This window comes from Pseudomonas sp. GG8, assembly GCF_052976945.1.
Genome location: NZ_JBRIIP010000001.1, coordinates 4,962,769 through 4,980,862 on the forward strand (window position 1 = coordinate 4,962,769; position 18,094 = coordinate 4,980,862).

The window sequence follows — 18,094 nt, forward strand, 5'->3', positions numbered from 1 at the left end:
GTCAGCGCTGCATGCCCCAGCGTTTTACGGTCAGGCGTTCGATGTTGTTGAACAGCAGGTTTTCCACCAGCAAGCCGATCAAAATAACGGCGGCCAACCCGGCGAATACTTTGTCGGTATACAGCTCGTTGCGATTCTGAAAGATGTACCAACCCAACCCGCCTTTACCCGACGACGCACCAAACACCAGCTCTGCGGCGATCAACGTGCGCCAGGCGAAGGCCCAGCCAATTTTCAGCCCGGCCAGAATCGATGGCAGCGCGGCAGGGATCAGAATGAACCAGACGAAGCGCAGCCCCTTGAGGCCATAGTTACGCCCGGCCATGCGCTGGGTTTCCGAGACACCGAGAAAGCCCGCATACGTATTCAGTGCCAGCGCCCACAGCACCGAATGCACCAGCACGAAAATCAGGCTGTTCTCACCCAGGCCAAACCACAGCAGCGACAACGGCAGCAAGGCAATCGCAGGCAACGGGTTGAGCATCGCGGTCAGCGTGCTGAGCAGGTCGCGGCCCAATTGCGTTGATACCGCCAGCGTCGTCAAGCCGAACGCAAGGATGATCCCGATCAGGTAGCCCTTGACCAGCACGGTCAGGGAAATCCAGACCTTGTTCAGCAACTCACCGGTGATGATGCCGTCGTAGAAAGCAGCGGCGGTCTGCAAAAAACTCGGCAGCAGCAGGTCATTGTTTTGCACACGCGCAGCCAGTTCCCAGATCACCGCCAGGGCGATCAGGATCACGCTTTTGCGCACCCAGCTCAGTTGCCAGATACGTTGCGTCAGCGGGATATCACCCGCCAGTGCCGCCTGAGTAAAAGGCGTCAGCGTGATTTCGTATTCCTCTCGGATGCTCATGCTCGAATTCTCTTGGTGGATCATGTCCAGGTAGGAGCTGACTTGTCTGCGAATCGGCTGCGCAGCAGTCGCAAAATGGCTGGATTCATCCCCGTATGAAGGTCCTCCGGGGCGGCCGCGACCCCAGCCTTTCGCAGACAAGTCAGCTCCTACAGGGGTTAGCGTTTTTCTGGGAGTCGGGGTCATGGTCAGTACGCTATGCGCACATCCTGGAAGCTCAGTTCGCGGTCCACCGGTTCGGTCCCACCCTCATCGAACAACAGGCGATGAATGCGTTGCGCGGTGTTTTGAAAACCGGCACCGCCGAGGCTGTTCAGGTCGTATTGATGGCTGTTGATTTCAGCCCGAACGCGGCCTGGATGGGGCGAAAGCAGCAAAATTCGGTTACCGACCACCAGCGCTTCTTCGATGGAGTGGGTGACGAACAACAAGGTGAAACGCACCTCGTCCCACAGCGCCAGGAGTTCTTCCTGCATCTTGCGTCGGGTCAGTGCATCGAGGGCGGCAAAGGGTTCGTCCATCAACAGGATTTTTGGCTGCATGGCCAAGGCGCGAGCAATCGCCACCCGCGCTTTCATACCGCCGGACAAGGTGTGCGGGTAGGCGTCGGCAAACGCGCTCAAGCCGACTTTGTCCAGGTAGTAACGCGCACGCTCTTCGGCCTCGCGACGCTTGAGAGTGCGAGACGCCACCAACGGGAAAATCACGTTCTGGATCACGGTTTTCCAGGGAGGCAACTGATCGAACTCCTGGAACACCACTATCCGGTCCGGGCCAGGTTCTTTGATTTGCACGCCCGCCAGACGGATCTGCCCTTCACTGGGCTGAATGAAGCCGGCCACAGCTTTGAGCAAGGTGGATTTGCCGCAGCCCGAGGGCCCCAGCAGCACGAAGCGATCCGCAGGGTCGATTTCAAAACTCACTTGATGAGTCGCCCGCACCACCCGCTCGGGGGTGCGGTACTCCAGGCTCACGCCCTGGACGTGCAACAAGGGCTCAGCCGTCTGCTGATTGACCTTGTGTGCGATAAAACTATCGCTGGCCGTGTGGTCCTGCAAAACAGCGTTCATGAAACAACTCCATCGATCAGAACGGCGCATCACCTTGAATCGTGGTACGGAACAGCTTGCGGCGCAGTTCAGTGGGGCAACCCGCAGCCAAATGGATCAGCGAGCGGTTGTCCCAGAACACCAGATCATGGGGCTGCCATTGGTGCCGATAGACATGCTCTGGACGCACGCTGTGGGCATAGAGTTGATCCAGCAACTGGCGACTTTCGTCTTCCGGCAGGCCGACGATGCGCGTGGTGAATCCTTCGCTGACGAACAACGCCTTGCGCCCGGTTTCTGGATGGGTGCGCACAATCGGGTGAGTCACTTCAGCCACTTGTGCAAGCTGCTCCGACGTCAGCGCCGGGCGCCAGTTGGCGGCATTTTTGCCGTCGCTGTAGCGCGAGGTGTAGGAATGCACCGCCGAGAGGCCTTCGACCGCCTCACGCAGGGCGTGCGGCAACGTATCCCAGGCAACGTGCAGATTGGCGAACAACGTGTCACCACCTTCGTCAGGCAGCTCCTGGGCGTGCAGCATCGAACCGAGGCTCGGCAGTTCCTTGTAGGACAGGTCCGAGTGCCAATACTTGCCGGCATCGCCCAAGCCAATCGGCTGACCGTCCTCGACGATGTTCGAAACGATAAGAATTTCCGGATGGTTTTTTAGCAGAAACTGCTTGAGTACATGGATTTGCAGGATGCCGAAACGCCGACTGAAATCAATCTGCTGCTGCGGGGTGATGTGTTGATCGCGAAACACCACGACGTGGTAGTCCAGGTGCGCCTGATGGACACGGGCGAAGTCCGCATCGCTGAGAGGCCGGGACAGATCCAGGCCGATGATTTCCGCACCCACTTTTTCGGCGAACGAGCGTATGTCGAATGCTTGATCGGCTATGTATACAGATGAGGACGCTTGGGAGGCTGCTGGCATGAGAACTCCGACTCCGGGTGTGCTGGGTAACAAGAGTCAGAACTTTATAGGTATAAGAAACTTAATTTAAATACCGTTGAGGAATATAGATATCACTGAACACACTAGCGATCCGCCGGGCAGGTCAGTTCCAAACGCAAAAACGCCGACGCTAATGAAAGCCGCCGGCGTAAAAAACGTTAACGCTTGAATTCAGATCAGAACGCCGGCAGTACCGCGCCGTCGTACTTCTTGGCAATGAATGCTTTGACTTCAGGGCTGGTCAGCGCCTTGGCCAGTTTCTGGATTGCATCGCTGTGGGCGTTGTCTGGACGCGCCACCAGGAAGTTCACGTAAGGCGAATCAGCGCCTTCGAGAATCAGTGCATCCTTCTTCGGGTTGAGCTTGGCTTCCAACGCATAGTTGGTGTTGATCATGTCCAGATCAACCTGATTGTAAGCGCGCGCCAACATGGCCGACTCCAGCTCCTTGAACTTCAGGTTCTTGGGGTTGGTCTTGACGTCCTTTACCGTTGCCAGTGCGTCAGTCGGGTCGTTCAGGGTGATCAGACCGGCTTTCTCCAACAGCAGCAGTGCACGGCCAGCGTTGCTGCCTTCGTTTGGAATGGCAACAGTTGCGCCGTCCGGCAGGTCAGCCAGGGATTTGTACTTGGACGAGTAGCCACCGAACGGTTCGACGTGAACGCCGACGACGGTAACCAGATCAGCCTTCTTGCCTTTGTTGAAGCCATCCAGGTACGGCTTGGTCTGGAAGTAGTTGGCATCGAGCTTCTTCTGGAAAACCTGCAGGTTCGGCTGCACGTAGTCGTTGAAGACTTTGATTTCCAGGTCCACGCCTTCTTTTGCCAGCTCAGGCTTGATCAACTCAAGAATCTCGGCGTGCGGAACAGGCGTAGCGCCGACGACCAGTTTTTCACCGGCGTGGGCCAGGCCAATCGAAAGCGCAGCAGCGAGGGCGGTCAACAACAACGTCTTTTTCATGCGGTGTCCTTAGTGAAAGTCGCGGTCGTCACAAACGACGGCTTATCAGTGAGTTGCCGCTGATCATCGGTTGAACCTTATGACTCAGCGGCGTGAAATGGACATTACCGATATTTCTTATTCCATGACAATACTTTTTACGCCAATGGTTATGCTTTTTTGTGCTGACTAGCATTAAGCGCCACTCTCTCCGCGAAACACAGCGTCTAACGTGGGGTTTGCGACACGCGTTGGCTCAGGCGCTCCAGCAATCGCTGCAATTCCGACAGTTGCCCGGGATGCGCGAAAGCGAGCAAGTGCTCCGCTTGCTGCTCGATCTGCGCCAGAGGATTCGCGCTGTCGGGCAGATTAAGGTGTTCGGGCAAAATTTCATCGCCACTGCTGACCAACAGCGCGAAATGAATAACGTTCTCCAGCTCGCGAGTATTGCCCGGCCAACTGTGCCGCTCCAATACCTGTTGCGCAGTTTCACTGATCAGTGGCACCGGCAAGCCCAAACGCTGGCTGTAAATGCCGAGAAAATATTCGGCCAAAGACAGGATGTCACCCACTCGCTCGCGTAACGCAGGCAGGTCCAGTCGACCTTCGCTGAGGTAGTGATAAAGCCGCTCGTTAAATTTACCGACGGCCACCGCCTGCGCCAGATCGATGCTGGTGGCGGCCACCAGACGCACGTCCACCGGGCTGGGTTGCTGGGCGCCAACGCGGGTCACTTCATGGTTCTCCAGCGCCGCCAACAGCTTGATCTGTATCGGCAGCGGCAAATCGCCGATTTCATCCAGGTACAAGGTCCCGCCATTGGCCGAACCGAACCATCCCGCACGACTGCTGGCGGAGCTGCTGTAAGCGCCGGCGGCATAGCCGAACAGCTCGGCATCGGCGTACGTCGGGCTGATCGCTCCGCAGTTCACTGACACGAATAAGCCCCCACGGTCGCTGGCGCGATGGATATGCCGGGCCAGCAGTTCCTTGCCGCTGCCGGTTTCGCCACGGATCAGCACCGGTAACGAGCGCGGTGCCAGTTGCTCCAGCTCTTCGCGCAACTGACGCGAGCGCGGGTCGACGAACACCAGCGCTTTGGCGCGAATGCTCAGCGGGCTTTTTTCCGCATCGGGGAAGGTCAATAACGGCTGACCAAAGGTTTCGTGAAGGCTCATGGCAAACTCCCGCCTGAGCCCTTGCGACGACTCACGCGTTAAAAATAGACAATAGGGCCCGAGGGTCCGGCGTGAAAATTATTGAGGTCGATGAGTAAAGCATGGCGTCTGCCGCGCCGATCGAATTCAGGCGCGACGCCGAGCGTGGTGTTCCATTCGGTTTTGCAGGCGGTACAGATAGGCGAAGCCCTGCTCCCAGCGCTGATGGCCGGACTTCACATTGATGTGCCCCGCCCCCCTGAGAATGCCTGCTTCTGCGCCCCAGTTATGAGCCAGCTCCAGCGCGCGCTGAGTACTGACCGCCGTGTCGTTATCCGAGCTGACCACTTGGGTCGGAAACGGCAGCAGGTGCCCAGGAATCGGTGCGAAATTACGTAACGCAGGCGAGCAGTTCGGCCGTTCAACGTCAGCAGGCGCCACCAGCAAGGCACCGCGCACCTGACGCAGCGACTGCAAAGGCGCGAGTTCGGCCCAATGCGCAACGGTGATGCACCCCAGGCTATGAGCGATCAGGATCACCGGCGTGCTGTCAGCGACAATCGCGCGCTGCAATTCACCGACCCAATCCTCGCGCCGTGGTTTGAGCCAGTCGGCCTGCTCCACGCGCGCGCTGTTGGGCAAACTGTTCTGCCAATGCGTTTGCCAATGGTCGTCAGACGACCCTTGCCAGCCTGGCACGATCAGATAGCGGATCGACTCGTTACGCATGGGGTGCGCCTCCTGCCTGTTTGCGTTCATGGGCAAAGTATAAGGACGCGACATATATTCGTTAAGGAATAAGAAGCTATTTATTAAGACCTTAAAAGAATATAAGGATTATAGATTCGGCAGGCAAAAAAAAGGACCGCCCCCTGCCTAAGGAGCGGCCCATAAAAAACTTACAATTCGAGCTTATCCAAACGCTGTGACAGAAACGTTACCGGGCAGAAAGCTGCCTATAGTGCATGTTGGAGTCAGCCAACAGAGCTCAATCAGCCTTCCAGCACCTCCAACTGATAGCCCACAACACCCACGGTATGAATCAGTTTCGGCAAGTAGCGCTCATCGATTTTAGAGCGCAGGCGATGGATGGCGATTTCGACCTTGTCCATGTCATTGTTGAACACCTGCGAAGCGATCAGCGCGCGTGAAATGACATCACCCTGACGGCTGACCAGCAACTGCAGCAGTTCGAACTCCTGATCGCTCAACGAGATCCGTTGCCCGCCACGACTAACGCGCTGGAGTGGTACGTCGATTTCCAGATCGGCAATAGAGTAGCTGTCGGCAGTACCGGTTGGCCCACGCCGCAGCAAGGTCCGAACCCGGACCAACAGTTCCTCAAGGGTAAAGGGCTTGAGCAGGTAATCATCGGCACCCAGTTCCAGCCCGCGCAACCGGTCTTCCATGGTATCGCGGGCGGTCAGGAACAACACGGGCGTATTGCCGCGCTGACGGACCAGTTGCAGCAGTTGCCAGCCATTCAGGCCCGGCAACATGGCATCGAGGATGATCAGGTCGTAGGCATTCTCTTCGACGAAATGGCGGCCGGACAGGCCGTTATCCGCGACGTCGACCCTAAACCCCGACTCGCCAAGCCCCTTGGCCAACTGATTGGCGGTACTGAGATCGTTTTCCACTAACAGCAAACGCATGGTGCACCTCATTTATCGTGCGTCTAGGCTAGGCTGATTGCGAGGCCGCCGCACGCAGTTTATCCAGGTCAAGAATCCTGATTTCGCCATAACTGATGTCCAGGACACCCTGAGTCTGAAAATCGTTGAGGATTTTGTTGATGGTCTGGCGAGACATCGACAGCATTTGCGCCAACGGCTCCTGAGGCAGCTCGATCACCTCTCGCGAGCGATTGATCTCGCCATACCCTTCGGCGATCAACAGTAAGCGACAGGCCACGCGCGCGGCGGCAGGCAACAAGCTTTGCTGCTCGAGATGAACGAACGTCAGGCGTAGTTTCTGACTCATCAACAAGGCGAAATGGCGCCAATACTGAGGCTCTTTTTCCAGCAGAGTCACCAGCGCCGACTGCGGGACCTGCAACAGAATGCTGTGGGCTTCGGAAAATGCGTCATGGGTGCGCGGCAGGCCATCGAACAACGACACCTCGCCAAACCAGTAAGGCAGCTCGATCCGCGACAGCAACGTCTGCTTGCCTTGCTCGCTGACCGAGCCAATACGAATCGCGCCTTCGAGCACCGCATACAACCCGCACGGCGGATCGCCGCGCCGGAACAACGGCTTACCTGGCGTCAGGCGTCGCGTTTTCGCGGCATTGAGCAAGCTATCCTGTAAACCAGCCGGCAGATTGCTGAACCAGTACCCGGTCAGCAGTCGGGTCCGCCATACGGCTCCGCTCATATGAACTCCTTAATTGCAGACTTTGTCGGGTAACGGACAAAGCTCTTTCAAATCCCGAGGCATGATCATCGTTCCACAGGAGGAATAACAATGAAAAACCTCGTTGATCATCTTAGTCAATACGCCGCCTACCATCGCGACACACGCAACATCGTCAGTCACTTTATCGGCATTCCGCTGATTGTCATTGCGGTGGCCGTGCTCCTTTCGCGTCCCGGCGCCGTGATAGGCGGCATATGGCTTTCGCCCGCAACCCTGCTGGCACTGGGGTCTACAGGGTTCTACTTGCGCCTGGATATGCGGTTCGGTGTGGTGATGGGCGCCCTGCTCGGCCTATCCCTTTGGACAGGACACACGCTTGCCGTGCAGTCGACGCTGGTCTGGCTGAGCAGCGGCGTCGGTTTGTTTGTCGTCGGTTGGGCGATTCAATTTGTCGGCCATTTTTACGAAGGGCGTAAACCGGCGTTCGTTGACGATGTGTCGGGGCTGATCGTCGGGCCACTGTTCATGGTGGCCGAAGTGGCGTTTTTGCTGGGGCTGCGACAGTCACTCAAGCACGCCATGGAAGAGCGTGTCGGGCCTACCGGTATTCGCGGGAAGAAAGCGCTGGTTTGATTGACGTCATTCGCGAATGCGTTCGCTCCACACAGCCGGCACAGGCGAATGGTTTGACGCGGTGTGCCGAACACACCGCGTCAAAAAGATCAGCTATCCGCCAGTTTCTGCCAGACCTTCGGCTTGAAGAACAAGGTGTCACCACGTGTCAGACCGATCAGGCTGTCGTGGTCTTTCACCACTTCGGCTTCGATCAGTTCGCTTTGACCTTCGACCTTCAAGGTCACGCGAGTGGTGGCGCCCAGCGGCCGGATATCACGCACTTCGGCCGCGTGGTGGTCTTCCAGTTCATGCCGCGACAACGACACCTCATGCGGGCGGAACAGCACGTGGTTATCGTCGCCCAGGTGCAGACGGTTGGAGTCACCCAGGAAGTGGTAAACGAAGTCGCTGGCCGGGTTTTCATACACCTCGCCCGGTGAGCCGATCTGCTCGATCACGCCCTTGTTCATCACCACGATGCGGTCTGCCACTTCCATGGCTTCTTCCTGGTCGTGGGTCACGAAGACCGAGGTCAGGTTGATGTCTTCGTGCAGGCGCGCCAACCAGCGGCGCAGCTCTTTACGGACCTTGGCATCCAGTGCGCCGAACGGTTCATCGAGCAGCAGCACTTTGGGCTCGACCGCCAACGCACGGGCCAGCGCGATACGCTGACGCTGACCGCCGGACAGTTGCTCCGGATAACGGTCCGACAACCAATCGAGCTGCACCATGTTCAGCAGCTCATGAACCTTGACCGCAATCTGACTTTCGGTCGGACGTTGGTTCTTCGGTTTCATGCGCAAACCGAACGCGACGTTGTCGAACACCGTCATGTGGCGAAACAGTGCGTAGTGCTGGAACACGAACCCGACATTGCGATCACGCACATCGTGCCCGGAGACGTCTTCTCCGTGGAAAACGATGCTGCCCTCATCAGGGGTTTCCAGGCCGGCAATAATACGCAGCAAGGTGGTTTTGCCACAGCCTGACGGGCCCAGCAGGGCCACCAGCTCACCGCTTTGAATGTCCAGATTGATGGAGTTCAGGGCCTGGAAGGCGTTGAAACGCTTGCTGACGTTACGGACTTCGATCGACATGAATTATTCCTCCGCCGCACTTTGGCGCAGACGGGTAATGCGCGACTCGCTCCACTGCTTGAGCAGCAGGATGAACAGCGCCAGGATCAGCAACAGGCTCGCCACGGCAAACGCTGCAACGTGGTTGTATTCGTTATAAAGGATCTCAACGTGCAACGGCAGGGTGTTGGTGACGCCGCGAATGTGCCCGGAAACCACCGAGACCGCGCCGAACTCACCCATGGCCCGCGCGGTACACAGCACCACGCCGTAGATCAAACCCCACTTGATGTTCGGGACCGTGACGTGCCAGAACATCTGCCAGCCGTTGGCCCCCAACAGCCGCGCCGCCTCTTCTTCCTGCGTGCCTTGCTCCTGCATCAACGGGATCAGCTCGCGAGCAACAAACGGCACGGTCACGAAAATAGTCGCCAGCACGATACCCGGCAAGGCAAACACGATCTGGATGTCGTGATCCTGTAGCCAAGGCCCGAACAAGCCTTGAGCGCCGAACATCAGGACGTAGACCAGACCGGCGATTACCGGTGACACCGAAAACGGCAAGTCGATCAGGGTCACCAGCATACTTTTGCCACGGAACGAATACTTGCTCACGCACCAGGCAGCGCTGACGCCGAACACGACATTGAGCGGTACCGAAATCAGCACGGCGATCACGGTGAGTTTGAGCGCCGACAATGCGTCCGGCTCGAAGATCGCGGTGAAGAACGCACCCAGTCCGTTTTTCAGGCCTTGAGAGACCACAATGAACAACGGCAGCCCCAGAAACAGGATAAAAACCAGCCAGCCAAGACCGATCAGAATCCTTCGAGACACTGCGCTGCCACGACGGGCAGCGTTGGCGGAGGCGGCAGCAGAAACAGTTGAGTAAGACATACGCGCCTCCTTAGGATGGGGTTTCGATGCGACGCTGCAACAAGTTGATCAGCAGCAGCAGGACGAAAGAAACCATCAGCATCATCACGCCAATGGCAGTGGCGCCGGTGTAATCGTATTGATCGAGCTTGACCATGATCAGCAGCGGCAGGATCTCGGTTTTCATCGGCATGTTGCCGGCAATGAAAATCACCGATCCGTACTCGCCTACGCCACGCGCAAAGGCCAGGGCGAACCCGGTCAGCCATGCGGGAAGCAGGGCCGGCACCAGAATATAGCGGAACACCTGCAACGGCCTCGCGCCCAGGCAGGCGGCGGCCTCTTCGACTTCACGCGGGATATCGGCCAACACCGGCTGCACCGTGCGCACCACAAACGGCAGCGTGACAAAGGTCAGGGCGAGGGTGATGCCAAGCGGGGTGTAAGCAATCTTGAAGCCCAGGTCGGCGGCGAACTGCCCTACCAGGCCTGTCGGCGTATACAGCGCCGTCAGGGCGATACCGGCAACAGCAGTCGGCAGCGCGAACGGCAGGTCGATCATCGCATCGATGATCTTGCGCCCGGGGAAGGTGTAACGCACCAGCACCCAGGCCAGCAGTGTGCCAATCACGCCATTGATGATGGCGGCATAAAATGCGGTGCCAAAACTCAGCTTCAAGGCGGCAACCACACGCGGGGCAGTGACGATGGCCCAGAATTGATCCCACGTCAGCTGGGCAGCATGGATGAACATGGCAGCCAGCGGGATCAACACAATCAAGCTGAGGTACACCAAGGTGTAGCCCAGCGTCAGCCCGAAGCCGGGTATGACGGGGGAAATACGACGCGACATAAAAGTCCTTGGTTAACGCACGAAGCCCGGAAATGAATCCGGGCTAAAGGCCAAACTAGGCGATACGCTTTTCAACGTAGCGCTGCACAGGCTATTGCGCCTGGTAAATCTGGTCGAACACGCCGCCATCATTGAAGAATTTCGGTTGCGCAGTTTTCCAGCCACCGAAGTCTTTGTCGATAGTCACCAGGTCCAGTTTAGGGAATTGCCTGGCATATTTGGCCGCCACTTCTGCGTTACGTGGGCGGTAGAAGTTTTTTGCGGCAATTTCCTGACCGGCCGGGCTGTACAGATGCTCCAGGTAAGCAGTGGCAATTTCACGGGTGCCTTTCTTGTCGACGTTCTTGTCGACAATCGATACCGGCGGCTCGGCCAGAATCGACAGCGAAGGTACGACGATGTCGAACTTGTCAGCGCCACCGTCTTCTTTCAGTGCCAGGAACGCTTCGTTTTCCCATGCCAGCAACACGTCACCCTGACCATTATTGACGAAGGTAATGGTTGAACCGCGAGCGCCCGTGTCGAGAACCGGCACATGCTTGAACAAGGCCTGCACGTATTCCCGCGCCTTGGCTTCGCTACCACCGGCCTTCAGACCATAAGCCCACGCGGCAAGGAAGTTCCAGCGTGCGCCGCCAGAGGTTTTCGGGTTAGGGGTGATGACCGACACGTCATTCTTGATCAAGTCGCCCCAGTCTTTGATGCCTTTAGGGTTGCCCTTGCGTACCAGGAACACGATGGTTGAAGTGTATGGCGTGCTGGCATCCGGCAGGCGGGTTTGCCAGTTCTCGGGCAAGGTTTTGCCGATTTTCGCAATTTCGTCGATGTCGCCAGCCAGGGCCAAAGTCACCACATCCGCGCGCAGACCGTCGATCACCGCACGCCCCTGCTTGCCTGAACCACCATGGGATTGCTGAATTTTCACAGTATCGTCAGCGTGGGTCTTCTTCCAGAAACTGATGAACTCAGCGTTGTAATCTTGGTACAGCTCGCGCGTCGGGTCGTAGGACACATTCAGCAGCTCAATGTCCTTGGCAACGGCGGAACCTGCAAAAACAGCGCTGGCGAGCGCGGCCAAGGCAAAGCGACGAATAGACATGGTGAAGCTCCTGGACAATTCTTTGATTGTTGGCTTTTGCTTGATGGGTCGAACTCATCTCCCTGTGGGAGCTGGCGAACGCCTGGATCCGCAGGTCAACTGGTCTTGTTGCTCGGGGTCTGTAGGCGGAACTTTTCTTTGCGTTCGATCTGAACCACTTGCGCGTTATGCACAGTGATTTCCACTGCGCCGAAGCGCAGGTCGCGCAACGCACTCTGAATTTCGCGCAGGATGCTTGCTTCGTCCTGGCCGTCAACACTGCGTAGAGATGCGCTCATGATTCTTCTCCTTGATAAGAGGTGCCTGCAGTAGCGATTCGCGGGCAACTGCTTGTGGCGTGGAGGTAATCTTAGAGAGGCGCAGTTATTCTTAAAAAGACTATTTAAGAATGCAGATATAACCAAAAAGAATTTAGAGATATTTCCCGGCAAGGAAACGTATTGCGCGTTTCCAGCAACGTGACATTCGGGTGCTCAGGACAACGTCACCACATGGTGTAAATCCAGCTTTTCAGCCGGCTGTGGACGGCCAAACCAGTAGCCCTGGCCCTGCTCGCAATGGTTTTCCAGCAGGAAACTCGCCTGATCGGGACGCTCGATGCCTTCGGCCAGCACCTGCATTCCCAACGTTTTCGCAAGGGCGATGATCACTCGAACGATGGCGACATCATCCTCGTCATGGGGCAAACCGGCGATAAAGCCCTGATCGATTTTCAGTTTTTGCACCGGCATGCGTTTGAGCCGCAGCAACGATGAATAGCCCGTGCCAAAGTCATCAATGGCCAGTCGCAGGCCCAACTCGCGCAGGCGATGCAGTTGCTCGATGGCCATGTCCGGATCTTCCATCACCGCACTTTCAGTGACCTCCAGTTCTAGAAAACGCGAATCAAGCCCCGTGTCGCGAAGCACCTCCGCGACGTGCTGATACAAATCGCTACGACCAAACATCCGACTGGAAACATTCACCGCGACAAATTCAAGGCCGACCCCGGCCTCGCGCCAATCACTCATCTGCTGGCAGGCGTGCTTGAGCACCCAAATGTCGATATCGGCGATCAAGCCACTTTGTTCGGCAACCGGAATGAAGTCGCCCGGGGACACCAGCCCCCGATCAGGATGCTGCCAGCGGACCAGCGCTTCGACCCCGGACATACGGCCGCTGGAAAGGTCATGTATCGGCTGATAAAACACCCGCAACTCCTCGTGCGCTATGGCGCGACGGAGCTCACTGGCCAATTCGACCCGCTGCTGCGCATGCGCGGTCAGCTCTTCGGTATACAAGGCATATCCTTCGCGGCCTTCGCTTTTAGCCTTGAATAACGCCGAATCCGCGTTGCGCAGCAGTTGCTCGGCATTCAGGGCATCACTGGGGAACAGGCTGATGCCCACGCTTGCGCTGATAAACAGCTGATGGCCCTCGAACACGAACGGTTTCTTCAAACCCTCGATGACTCTTTGAGCCAGTTCTGCGGCCTGTGCCACCTGCTGGCAGTTTTCTGCCAACACGGCGAACTCATCCCCCCCGAGCCGAGCCAGGGTGATGCCGTTGCCGAGCAATGTATTCAGGCGCTCAGCCACAATTTTGAGCACCTGATCGCCAACGTTATGCCCAAGACTGTCGTTGATGTTCTTGAAGTGATCCAGATCGATCAGCAATAACGCACAGCCACGCTTGTTGGCCTGGGCATGCTCCAGAGCTTGCTCGGTACGGTCGGTAAACAATAGACGATTAGGCAGACTGGTCAGCGGATCGAAGTGCGCCAGGTGCACCAGTTCGCGCTGCGAACGCTTGATGGCGGAGATGTCCGAAAATACCGCCACATAATGGCTGATTTCACTGTTCTCATCCTTGATGACGCGGATGCTTTGCCATTGCGGAAAAATCTCGCCGTTTTTACGACGGTTCCAGATCTCACCGCTCCATTGACCGCTGGCGTTCAACGCCTGAAACATGGTCTGGTAAAATTCAGGTCCGTGGCGGCCAGACTTGAATTTTTTCGGGTTAAGCCCGAGCACTTCGTTTGCCTGGTAACCGGTAATTTCCATGAAGGCCCGGTTCACATGCACGATCAAACCCTGCTTGTCAGTGACCACGACGCCTTCGCACGTGCAATCGAACACCGCCTCCGCTTGGCTCAAGCGCTCCTGGTCCTGCTTTTTCAGCCCGGCTCGGGCAGCGGCGGCCATGCAGCCGAGGAGCCGGGTGCGGGCGAAAAAAATCAGCACGGCGCTGAAAATCAGCCATGCATAGGCATTTACCAACTGCCATTGGTCGAAACTAGCCTGATCCTGGATCAGATGCCGAAGCGAGGCATTGCTGATCTCAAGCCACAAAGCCGACACCAGCGCGTAGAGCAGGGCCGTCCGCAGCGCATTGCGAGAAGAAAGTGACATAAAATTAAAAAAACCTTACGAAAGGCGCGGATTATAGAGTAGAAACATCCGGCGACTCTTATCTAAAAGTGCGACTGGTTTTATCAGCTGAGTCAGTGATAATGCCTGCTGCTGCTTTTATATTCATCGAGCATTTTTGAGGGCAACACATTTTATGTGGAACAACGGTCTTCTTGATTTATCAGTTTGGCAACTGGTGGTAGCCATCCTGTTGATGACCCATGTGACCATTGTCGGCGTCACGGTTTATCTACATCGCTACTCCGCCCATCGTTCGTTGGAACTCAACGCTGGGCTCAAACACTTTTTCCGTTTCTGGCTGTGGCTGACCACTGCCCAGAACACCCGTGAGTGGACCGCCATTCACCGCAAGCATCACGCCAAATGCGAAACCGTCGATGATCCACACAGTCCTGTGATCAAAGGGCTGTCTACTGTACTGCGCAAAGGCGCCGAATTGTATCGCGCTGAAGCGGAAAATCCGGACACACTTCGCATCTACGGCAAAAATTGTCCGAACGACGGGATCGAACGCCACTTGTACACTCGTTTCCCTCTCCTCGGGATCTCGATAATGGCGGTGATCGACCTCGCGTTGTTCGGCGTGATCGGCATCACCGTCTGGGCGATACAGATGATGTGGATTCCCTTCTGGGCCGCAGGCGTCGTCAATGGTCTTGGTCATGCCGTGGGCTACCGTAATTTCGAATGCCGTGACGCGGCGACCAATCTGGTGCCATGGGGCATCCTGATCGGCGGCGAAGAGCTGCATAACAACCATCACACCTACCCGAACTCGGCCAAGTTGTCGGTCAAGAAGTGGGAGTTCGACATGGGCTGGGCCTGGATCAAGGTTTTCAGCTTCTTCCGTCTGGCTAAGGTTCAACGCGTTGCGCCTATCGCCCACCGGGTTGAAGGCAAGGGCCATGTTGACATGGATACCGCCATGGCAATCCTCAACAATCGCTTTCAGATCATGGCTCAGTACCGCAAATTGGTGATCGCGCCGCTGGTGAAACAAGAACTGACCAAGGCCGATGTGTCGGTACGCCATCAGTTCCATCGCGCCAAGCGCCTGCTCTCTCGAGAAACCAGCCTGCTTGATGACAAGCACCATCTGCACATCCAGACCATGCTTGAACACAGCCAAGCACTGAAAGTGATCTACGAGAAGCGCTTGGCATTGCAACATATCTGGCTAAAAACCAGCACCAACGGTCACGACATGCTCGCCGCGATCAAAGAGTGGGTTCATGAAGCCGAAGCCAGTGGTATCCAGTCACTGCGTGATTTCGCCAGCCAACTGAAAACCTACTCGCTACGGCCTGTCGCCGCCTGACACCGTTGATCGGCGCGCCCCGCCCGGGAGCGCGCCTGCTGGAACTTCGTGTCCTACTTTCTATCTGAATGAATAGCTCACTATTTCGGTGGGCTCACTTGTGGCTGTGCGCCGCACATCTTCTAGAGATGCAGTGCTCATGGACAGACAGACACCCATTAACCAGCCCTCTCCCACCGACCTGCCGCCTTCCGCGGAAACCCTCCTGGCGCTGATGCATGCCCAAGCAGAAGTCGCACGCCTGAGCGAACGAGAACAGCTTTTCAGTTCGCTGCTAGTCAGCGTCAACGCGGTGTTATGGGCGTTCGACTGGGAAACCCAGCAAATGATTTACGTCAGCCCGGCCTATGAGCAGATTTTCGGACGCTCGGCCGGCCTGTTGCTCGCAGACTACAACGAGTGGCGCGATAGCATTTACCCCGACGACCTGGACTATGCCGAACGCAGCCTGACCCAAGTGCTGGACAAGGGCTCCATCGAAGACCGCGAATACCGGATCATCCGTTCAGACGGGCAGGTTCGCTGGCTGAGCGACAAATGCTTTATCAGTCGCCAGGAACTCGGACAGCGTCTGATTGTGGTGGGTATCGCCGAAGACATCACCGAAAAGAAGCAGCTTGAAGGCGAACTTCAACGTCTCGCCACCACTGATGTACTGACCCAGAGCAGTAACCGTCGGCACTTTTTCGAATGCGCTCAGCATGAGTTCGAACAGGCTCGCTTGCAGGGCTTGCCCTTGGCGTTTTTGCTCCTGGACATCGATGATTTCAAGTTGGTCAACGATACATACGGCCATCAGGAAGGCGATCAGGTGTTGCAACGCATCGCCGAGAGTGGACGTTCAGCTCTGCGTCGAGGCGATGTGTTCGGACGTATCGGCGGGGAAGAGTTTGCCGCCGTGCTCCCCGGGTGCGCACCGGACATGGCCAAGCAAATCGCCGAACGGCTGCAGCGGGAAATCCAGCGCTTGAGCTTCCAGTGCAACAACCAGGCATTCGGCATCACCGTAAGCCAAGGCCTGACCAACCTCCGCGACGACGACCTTGGCCTGGAAGTTCTCTATGCTCGGGCCGATGCCGCGATGTACCAAGCCAAACGTCAGGGCAAGAATCAGATTGTCTTGGTCTGAAGGTTTTCTGTCCCTGATGCAGCCTTTTCGCGATTTTTTCGCGAAAAATGGCCTATCGGCCAACGAAGACTTACGTCTTGCGCAACCGTCCCAGCTCTGATGCCCCGATCTTCAAGAGACGGGCCGGTTTGCTGTTGGCCAGCGCCTCAACGCCCTCTTCCGGGCCGAGCAGCGCCAGTTGCGCCGCCACGTTCATAGCCAGGGCCTCGCGCGAGTACACGCCTCCACCGAAGTGATAGACCGCCGCGATCAACTCACGCAGTTCCAGTGGCAAGCGCCAGCGCGTGCGCAGAGCCGAACCGAACCCCGCACCGAATTGCGCCAACGACTCGCTGACCGCCTTCTCATCCAGCTCACCACCGGCAAGCATCCAGTCCTGCAAGCAACGCAATACCGTCAAATCACCCAGACTGTGCAGCAGTCCGGCACAGAAACAACGCTCTTGGTCCAGATCCAGCAAACGCGCAAGCGAGCGGGCGTATTCAGCCGCTCTGCTCGATTGCTCCCAAAAACGCTGGGCGTGGGTGATCAGCCCTTTGTCCGTCAGCCTCGCCCCGCGCTTCATGGCCAGGCCAAGGAGCAGATTGACACTCTGAGTCGGACCCAGCGCCTGCAGCGCCTGCGGCAAGGTCTGCACGCCTTTGCCCAAGTGCTGCGCCGCACTGTTGGCCGCAGCGATCAATACTGCCGTGATATGCGGGTCAGCTCGCAGTTCCTGCTCCAGCAGCCTCAAATCCGCGCCGGTCGCACCCTGACTGCTCCTCAGCGCCTGATGCACATCCACCCGCAAGGGCGCACCATCTGCGGTTTCCCGGCGACTTTCAAGGAACTGCGACAGACTCAAACCAGGTGCCAATGCCGGAATTTCGACAGCGACCGGCTCACTCGACTGAAGCAGCAAATCTTCCAGGCGTTGGCGCAGACCGTCCATATTCAAGGGCTTGGTCAAGTAAGCGGTGGGCGCCAGCGGCAATGCCTCGCGCACGCTGGCGCTGTCATTGCGGCTACTCAGCAGGATAAAAGGCAACGTCGGCTGACGACGCTGTTGACGCACCCCGCGCAGCAGGTTCAAGCCATCGGAGCCCGGCAGTTCCCAACCGGCAATCACCAGATCGGGGTAGTGATGACTCAACCAGTCTTGCGCCTCCAGCCCTTCGGAGCACACTTTCAGATCAGCATCACCGCGCACGCTCAGGACTAATTCGGTCAGCATGTCGCGCACCCAAGGGTCAGCCTCAGCGATCAAAACACGGGGTGCAGTGGGCGGTTCAAGAACAGTCATTCCGGGCTCTCCGACAGCGATACCCGCACTCTATCCAAACAAACCGTGGGGATATAGGCGCTAAGCGCAAATGCTTGTCCTAAAACAAGAAAAACCCGCCGAAGCGGGTTTTTTTGCTT

Annotated in this window: 18 protein-coding genes; 3 read left to right on the plus strand and 15 right to left on the minus strand. The window is 57.2% G+C overall.

Annotated features, from left to right (window positions below; translation table 11 throughout):
* Window position 1: 1 nt before the first annotated feature.
* From ACVBEG_RS23460 to ACVBEG_RS23495, 8 genes are all read right to left on the minus strand, one after another.
* On the minus strand, window positions 2-856 hold the full coding sequence (locus tag ACVBEG_RS23460; RefSeq protein WP_323565800.1) for an ABC transporter permease: 855 nt from the start codon (window positions 854-856) through the stop codon (window positions 2-4).
* 188 nt (window positions 857-1,044) lie between these two features.
* Window positions 1,045-1,926, minus strand: coding sequence for an ABC transporter ATP-binding protein (locus tag ACVBEG_RS23465; RefSeq protein ID WP_322218858.1), 882 nt, complete (start codon window positions 1,924-1,926; stop codon window positions 1,045-1,047).
* Between the two features lie 16 nt (window positions 1,927-1,942).
* On the minus strand, window positions 1,943-2,839 hold the full coding sequence (locus tag ACVBEG_RS23470) for a TauD/TfdA dioxygenase family protein (protein WP_322177268.1): 897 nt from the start codon (window positions 2,837-2,839) through the stop codon (window positions 1,943-1,945).
* 197 nt (window positions 2,840-3,036) lie between these two features.
* Window positions 3,037-3,819 (minus strand): MetQ/NlpA family ABC transporter substrate-binding protein, encoded by a 783-nt coding sequence (locus ACVBEG_RS23475; protein WP_219063730.1) that lies wholly within the window; start codon window positions 3,817-3,819, stop codon window positions 3,037-3,039.
* A gap of 206 nt (window positions 3,820-4,025) precedes the next feature.
* Window positions 4,026-4,976 carry a sigma 54-interacting transcriptional regulator gene (locus ACVBEG_RS23480; RefSeq protein ID WP_330201616.1) on the minus strand — a complete coding sequence of 317 codons (951 nt, stop codon included), beginning with the start codon at window positions 4,974-4,976 and terminating at the stop codon, window positions 4,026-4,028.
* 126 nt (window positions 4,977-5,102) lie between these two features.
* Window positions 5,103-5,684 carry an alpha/beta hydrolase gene (locus ACVBEG_RS23485; RefSeq protein ID WP_322177266.1) on the minus strand — a complete coding sequence of 194 codons (582 nt, stop codon included), beginning with the start codon at window positions 5,682-5,684 and terminating at the stop codon, window positions 5,103-5,105.
* 263 nt (window positions 5,685-5,947) lie between these two features.
* Complete coding sequence (locus tag ACVBEG_RS23490; protein WP_322177265.1) at window positions 5,948-6,610, minus strand: response regulator; 663 nt, start codon at window positions 6,608-6,610, stop codon at window positions 5,948-5,950.
* A gap of 28 nt (window positions 6,611-6,638) precedes the next feature.
* The gene (locus ACVBEG_RS23495; RefSeq protein WP_322177264.1) at window positions 6,639-7,331 is read right to left on the minus strand and encodes a Crp/Fnr family transcriptional regulator; all 693 of its coding nucleotides are present in this window, start codon (window positions 7,329-7,331) and stop codon (window positions 6,639-6,641) included.
* Window positions 7,332-7,421: 90 nt separating this feature from the next.
* Between ACVBEG_RS23495 and ACVBEG_RS23500 the strand changes: the two genes are divergently transcribed.
* Window positions 7,422-7,946: an Mpo1 family 2-hydroxy fatty acid dioxygenase gene (locus tag ACVBEG_RS23500; protein WP_447108346.1), complete on the plus strand. Its 525-nt coding sequence runs from the start codon at window positions 7,422-7,424 to the stop codon at window positions 7,944-7,946.
* An 89-nt stretch (window positions 7,947-8,035) separates the two neighbouring features.
* Here ACVBEG_RS23500 and ACVBEG_RS23505 read toward each other — a convergent pair whose 3' ends face one another.
* The 6 genes from ACVBEG_RS23505 to dibA all read right to left on the minus strand — a co-directional run bounded on the left by ACVBEG_RS23505 (window position 8,036) and on the right by dibA (window position 14,225).
* Window positions 8,036-9,025 (minus strand): sulfate/molybdate ABC transporter ATP-binding protein, encoded by a 990-nt coding sequence (locus ACVBEG_RS23505; RefSeq protein ID WP_323565803.1) that lies wholly within the window; start codon window positions 9,023-9,025, stop codon window positions 8,036-8,038.
* Between the two features lie 3 nt (window positions 9,026-9,028).
* Complete coding sequence (cysW, locus tag ACVBEG_RS23510) at window positions 9,029-9,901, minus strand: sulfate ABC transporter permease subunit CysW (RefSeq protein ID WP_322177261.1); 873 nt, start codon at window positions 9,899-9,901, stop codon at window positions 9,029-9,031.
* Window positions 9,902-9,911: 10 nt separating this feature from the next.
* Window positions 9,912-10,733 carry a sulfate ABC transporter permease subunit CysT gene (cysT, locus tag ACVBEG_RS23515; RefSeq protein WP_219063721.1) on the minus strand — a complete coding sequence of 274 codons (822 nt, stop codon included), beginning with the start codon at window positions 10,731-10,733 and terminating at the stop codon, window positions 9,912-9,914.
* 91 nt (window positions 10,734-10,824) lie between these two features.
* Entirely contained in the window at window positions 10,825-11,832 is a 1,008-nt protein-coding gene (locus tag ACVBEG_RS23520) for a sulfate ABC transporter substrate-binding protein (protein ID WP_322177260.1), read from the minus strand.
* A gap of 95 nt (window positions 11,833-11,927) precedes the next feature.
* Complete coding sequence (gene oscA, locus ACVBEG_RS23525; RefSeq protein WP_322218840.1) at window positions 11,928-12,110, minus strand: sulfur starvation response protein OscA; 183 nt, start codon at window positions 12,108-12,110, stop codon at window positions 11,928-11,930.
* 195 nt (window positions 12,111-12,305) lie between these two features.
* A complete protein-coding gene (gene dibA, locus ACVBEG_RS23530) occupies window positions 12,306-14,225 on the minus strand; it encodes a phosphodiesterase DibA (protein WP_447108347.1) in 1,920 nt (639 codons plus the stop codon).
* A 154-nt stretch (window positions 14,226-14,379) separates the two neighbouring features.
* Here dibA and desA point away from each other — a divergent pair, with 154 nt between their 5' ends.
* Both desA and ACVBEG_RS23540 read left to right on the plus strand, forming a co-directional pair.
* Window positions 14,380-15,564, plus strand: a complete 1,185-nt coding sequence (desA, locus tag ACVBEG_RS23535; protein ID WP_447108348.1) for a delta-9 fatty acid desaturase DesA — start codon at window positions 14,380-14,382, stop codon at window positions 15,562-15,564.
* A 139-nt stretch (window positions 15,565-15,703) separates the two neighbouring features.
* Window positions 15,704-16,693, plus strand: coding sequence for a GGDEF domain-containing protein (locus ACVBEG_RS23540; protein ID WP_447108349.1), 990 nt, complete (start codon window positions 15,704-15,706; stop codon window positions 16,691-16,693).
* A gap of 70 nt (window positions 16,694-16,763) precedes the next feature.
* On the opposite strand, the gene ACVBEG_RS23545 is transcribed toward ACVBEG_RS23540, so the two are convergent.
* Window positions 16,764-17,975, minus strand: coding sequence for an HDOD domain-containing protein (locus ACVBEG_RS23545; protein WP_447108350.1), 1,212 nt, complete (start codon window positions 17,973-17,975; stop codon window positions 16,764-16,766).
* Between the last annotated feature and the right edge of the window lie 119 nt (window positions 17,976-18,094).

Bases quoted from the DNA above. Each gene is read 5' to 3' on its own strand.
- ACVBEG_RS23480 (WP_330201616.1), bottom strand. From the start codon at position 4,976: ATGAGCCTTCACGAAACCTTTGGTCAGCCGTTATTGACCTTCCCCGAT.
- ACVBEG_RS23545 (WP_447108350.1), bottom strand. From the start codon at position 17,975: ATGACTGTTCTTGAACCGCCCACTGCACCCCGTGTTTTGATCGCTGAG.
- cysW (WP_322177261.1), bottom strand. From the start codon at position 9,901: ATGTCTTACTCAACTGTTTCTGCTGCCGCCTCCGCCAACGCTGCCCGT.
- cysT (WP_219063721.1), bottom strand. From the start codon at position 10,733: ATGTCGCGTCGTATTTCCCCCGTCATACCCGGCTTCGGGCTGACGCTG.
- ACVBEG_RS23520 (WP_322177260.1), bottom strand. From the start codon at position 11,832: ATGTCTATTCGTCGCTTTGCCTTGGCCGCGCTCGCCAGCGCTGTTTTT.
- ACVBEG_RS23505 (WP_323565803.1), bottom strand. From the start codon at position 9,025: ATGTCGATCGAAGTCCGTAACGTCAGCAAGCGTTTCAACGCCTTCCAG.
- ACVBEG_RS23475 (WP_219063730.1), bottom strand. From the start codon at position 3,819: ATGAAAAAGACGTTGTTGTTGACCGCCCTCGCTGCTGCGCTTTCGATT.
- ACVBEG_RS23465 (WP_322218858.1), bottom strand. From the start codon at position 1,926: ATGAACGCTGTTTTGCAGGACCACACGGCCAGCGATAGTTTTATCGCA.
- ACVBEG_RS23540 (WP_447108349.1), top strand. From the start codon at position 15,704: ATGGACAGACAGACACCCATTAACCAGCCCTCTCCCACCGACCTGCCG.
- ACVBEG_RS23495 (WP_322177264.1), bottom strand. From the start codon at position 7,331: ATGAGCGGAGCCGTATGGCGGACCCGACTGCTGACCGGGTACTGGTTC.
- ACVBEG_RS23460 (WP_323565800.1), bottom strand. From the start codon at position 856: ATGAGCATCCGAGAGGAATACGAAATCACGCTGACGCCTTTTACTCAG.
- ACVBEG_RS23485 (WP_322177266.1), bottom strand. From the start codon at position 5,684: ATGCGTAACGAGTCGATCCGCTATCTGATCGTGCCAGGCTGGCAAGGG.
- ACVBEG_RS23490 (WP_322177265.1), bottom strand. From the start codon at position 6,610: ATGCGTTTGCTGTTAGTGGAAAACGATCTCAGTACCGCCAATCAGTTG.
- ACVBEG_RS23470 (WP_322177268.1), bottom strand. From the start codon at position 2,839: ATGCCAGCAGCCTCCCAAGCGTCCTCATCTGTATACATAGCCGATCAA.
- dibA (WP_447108347.1), bottom strand. From the start codon at position 14,225: ATGTCACTTTCTTCTCGCAATGCGCTGCGGACGGCCCTGCTCTACGCG.
- ACVBEG_RS23500 (WP_447108346.1), top strand. From the start codon at position 7,422: ATGAAAAACCTCGTTGATCATCTTAGTCAATACGCCGCCTACCATCGC.
- desA (WP_447108348.1), top strand. From the start codon at position 14,380: ATGTGGAACAACGGTCTTCTTGATTTATCAGTTTGGCAACTGGTGGTA.
- oscA (WP_322218840.1), bottom strand. From the start codon at position 12,110: ATGAGCGCATCTCTACGCAGTGTTGACGGCCAGGACGAAGCAAGCATC.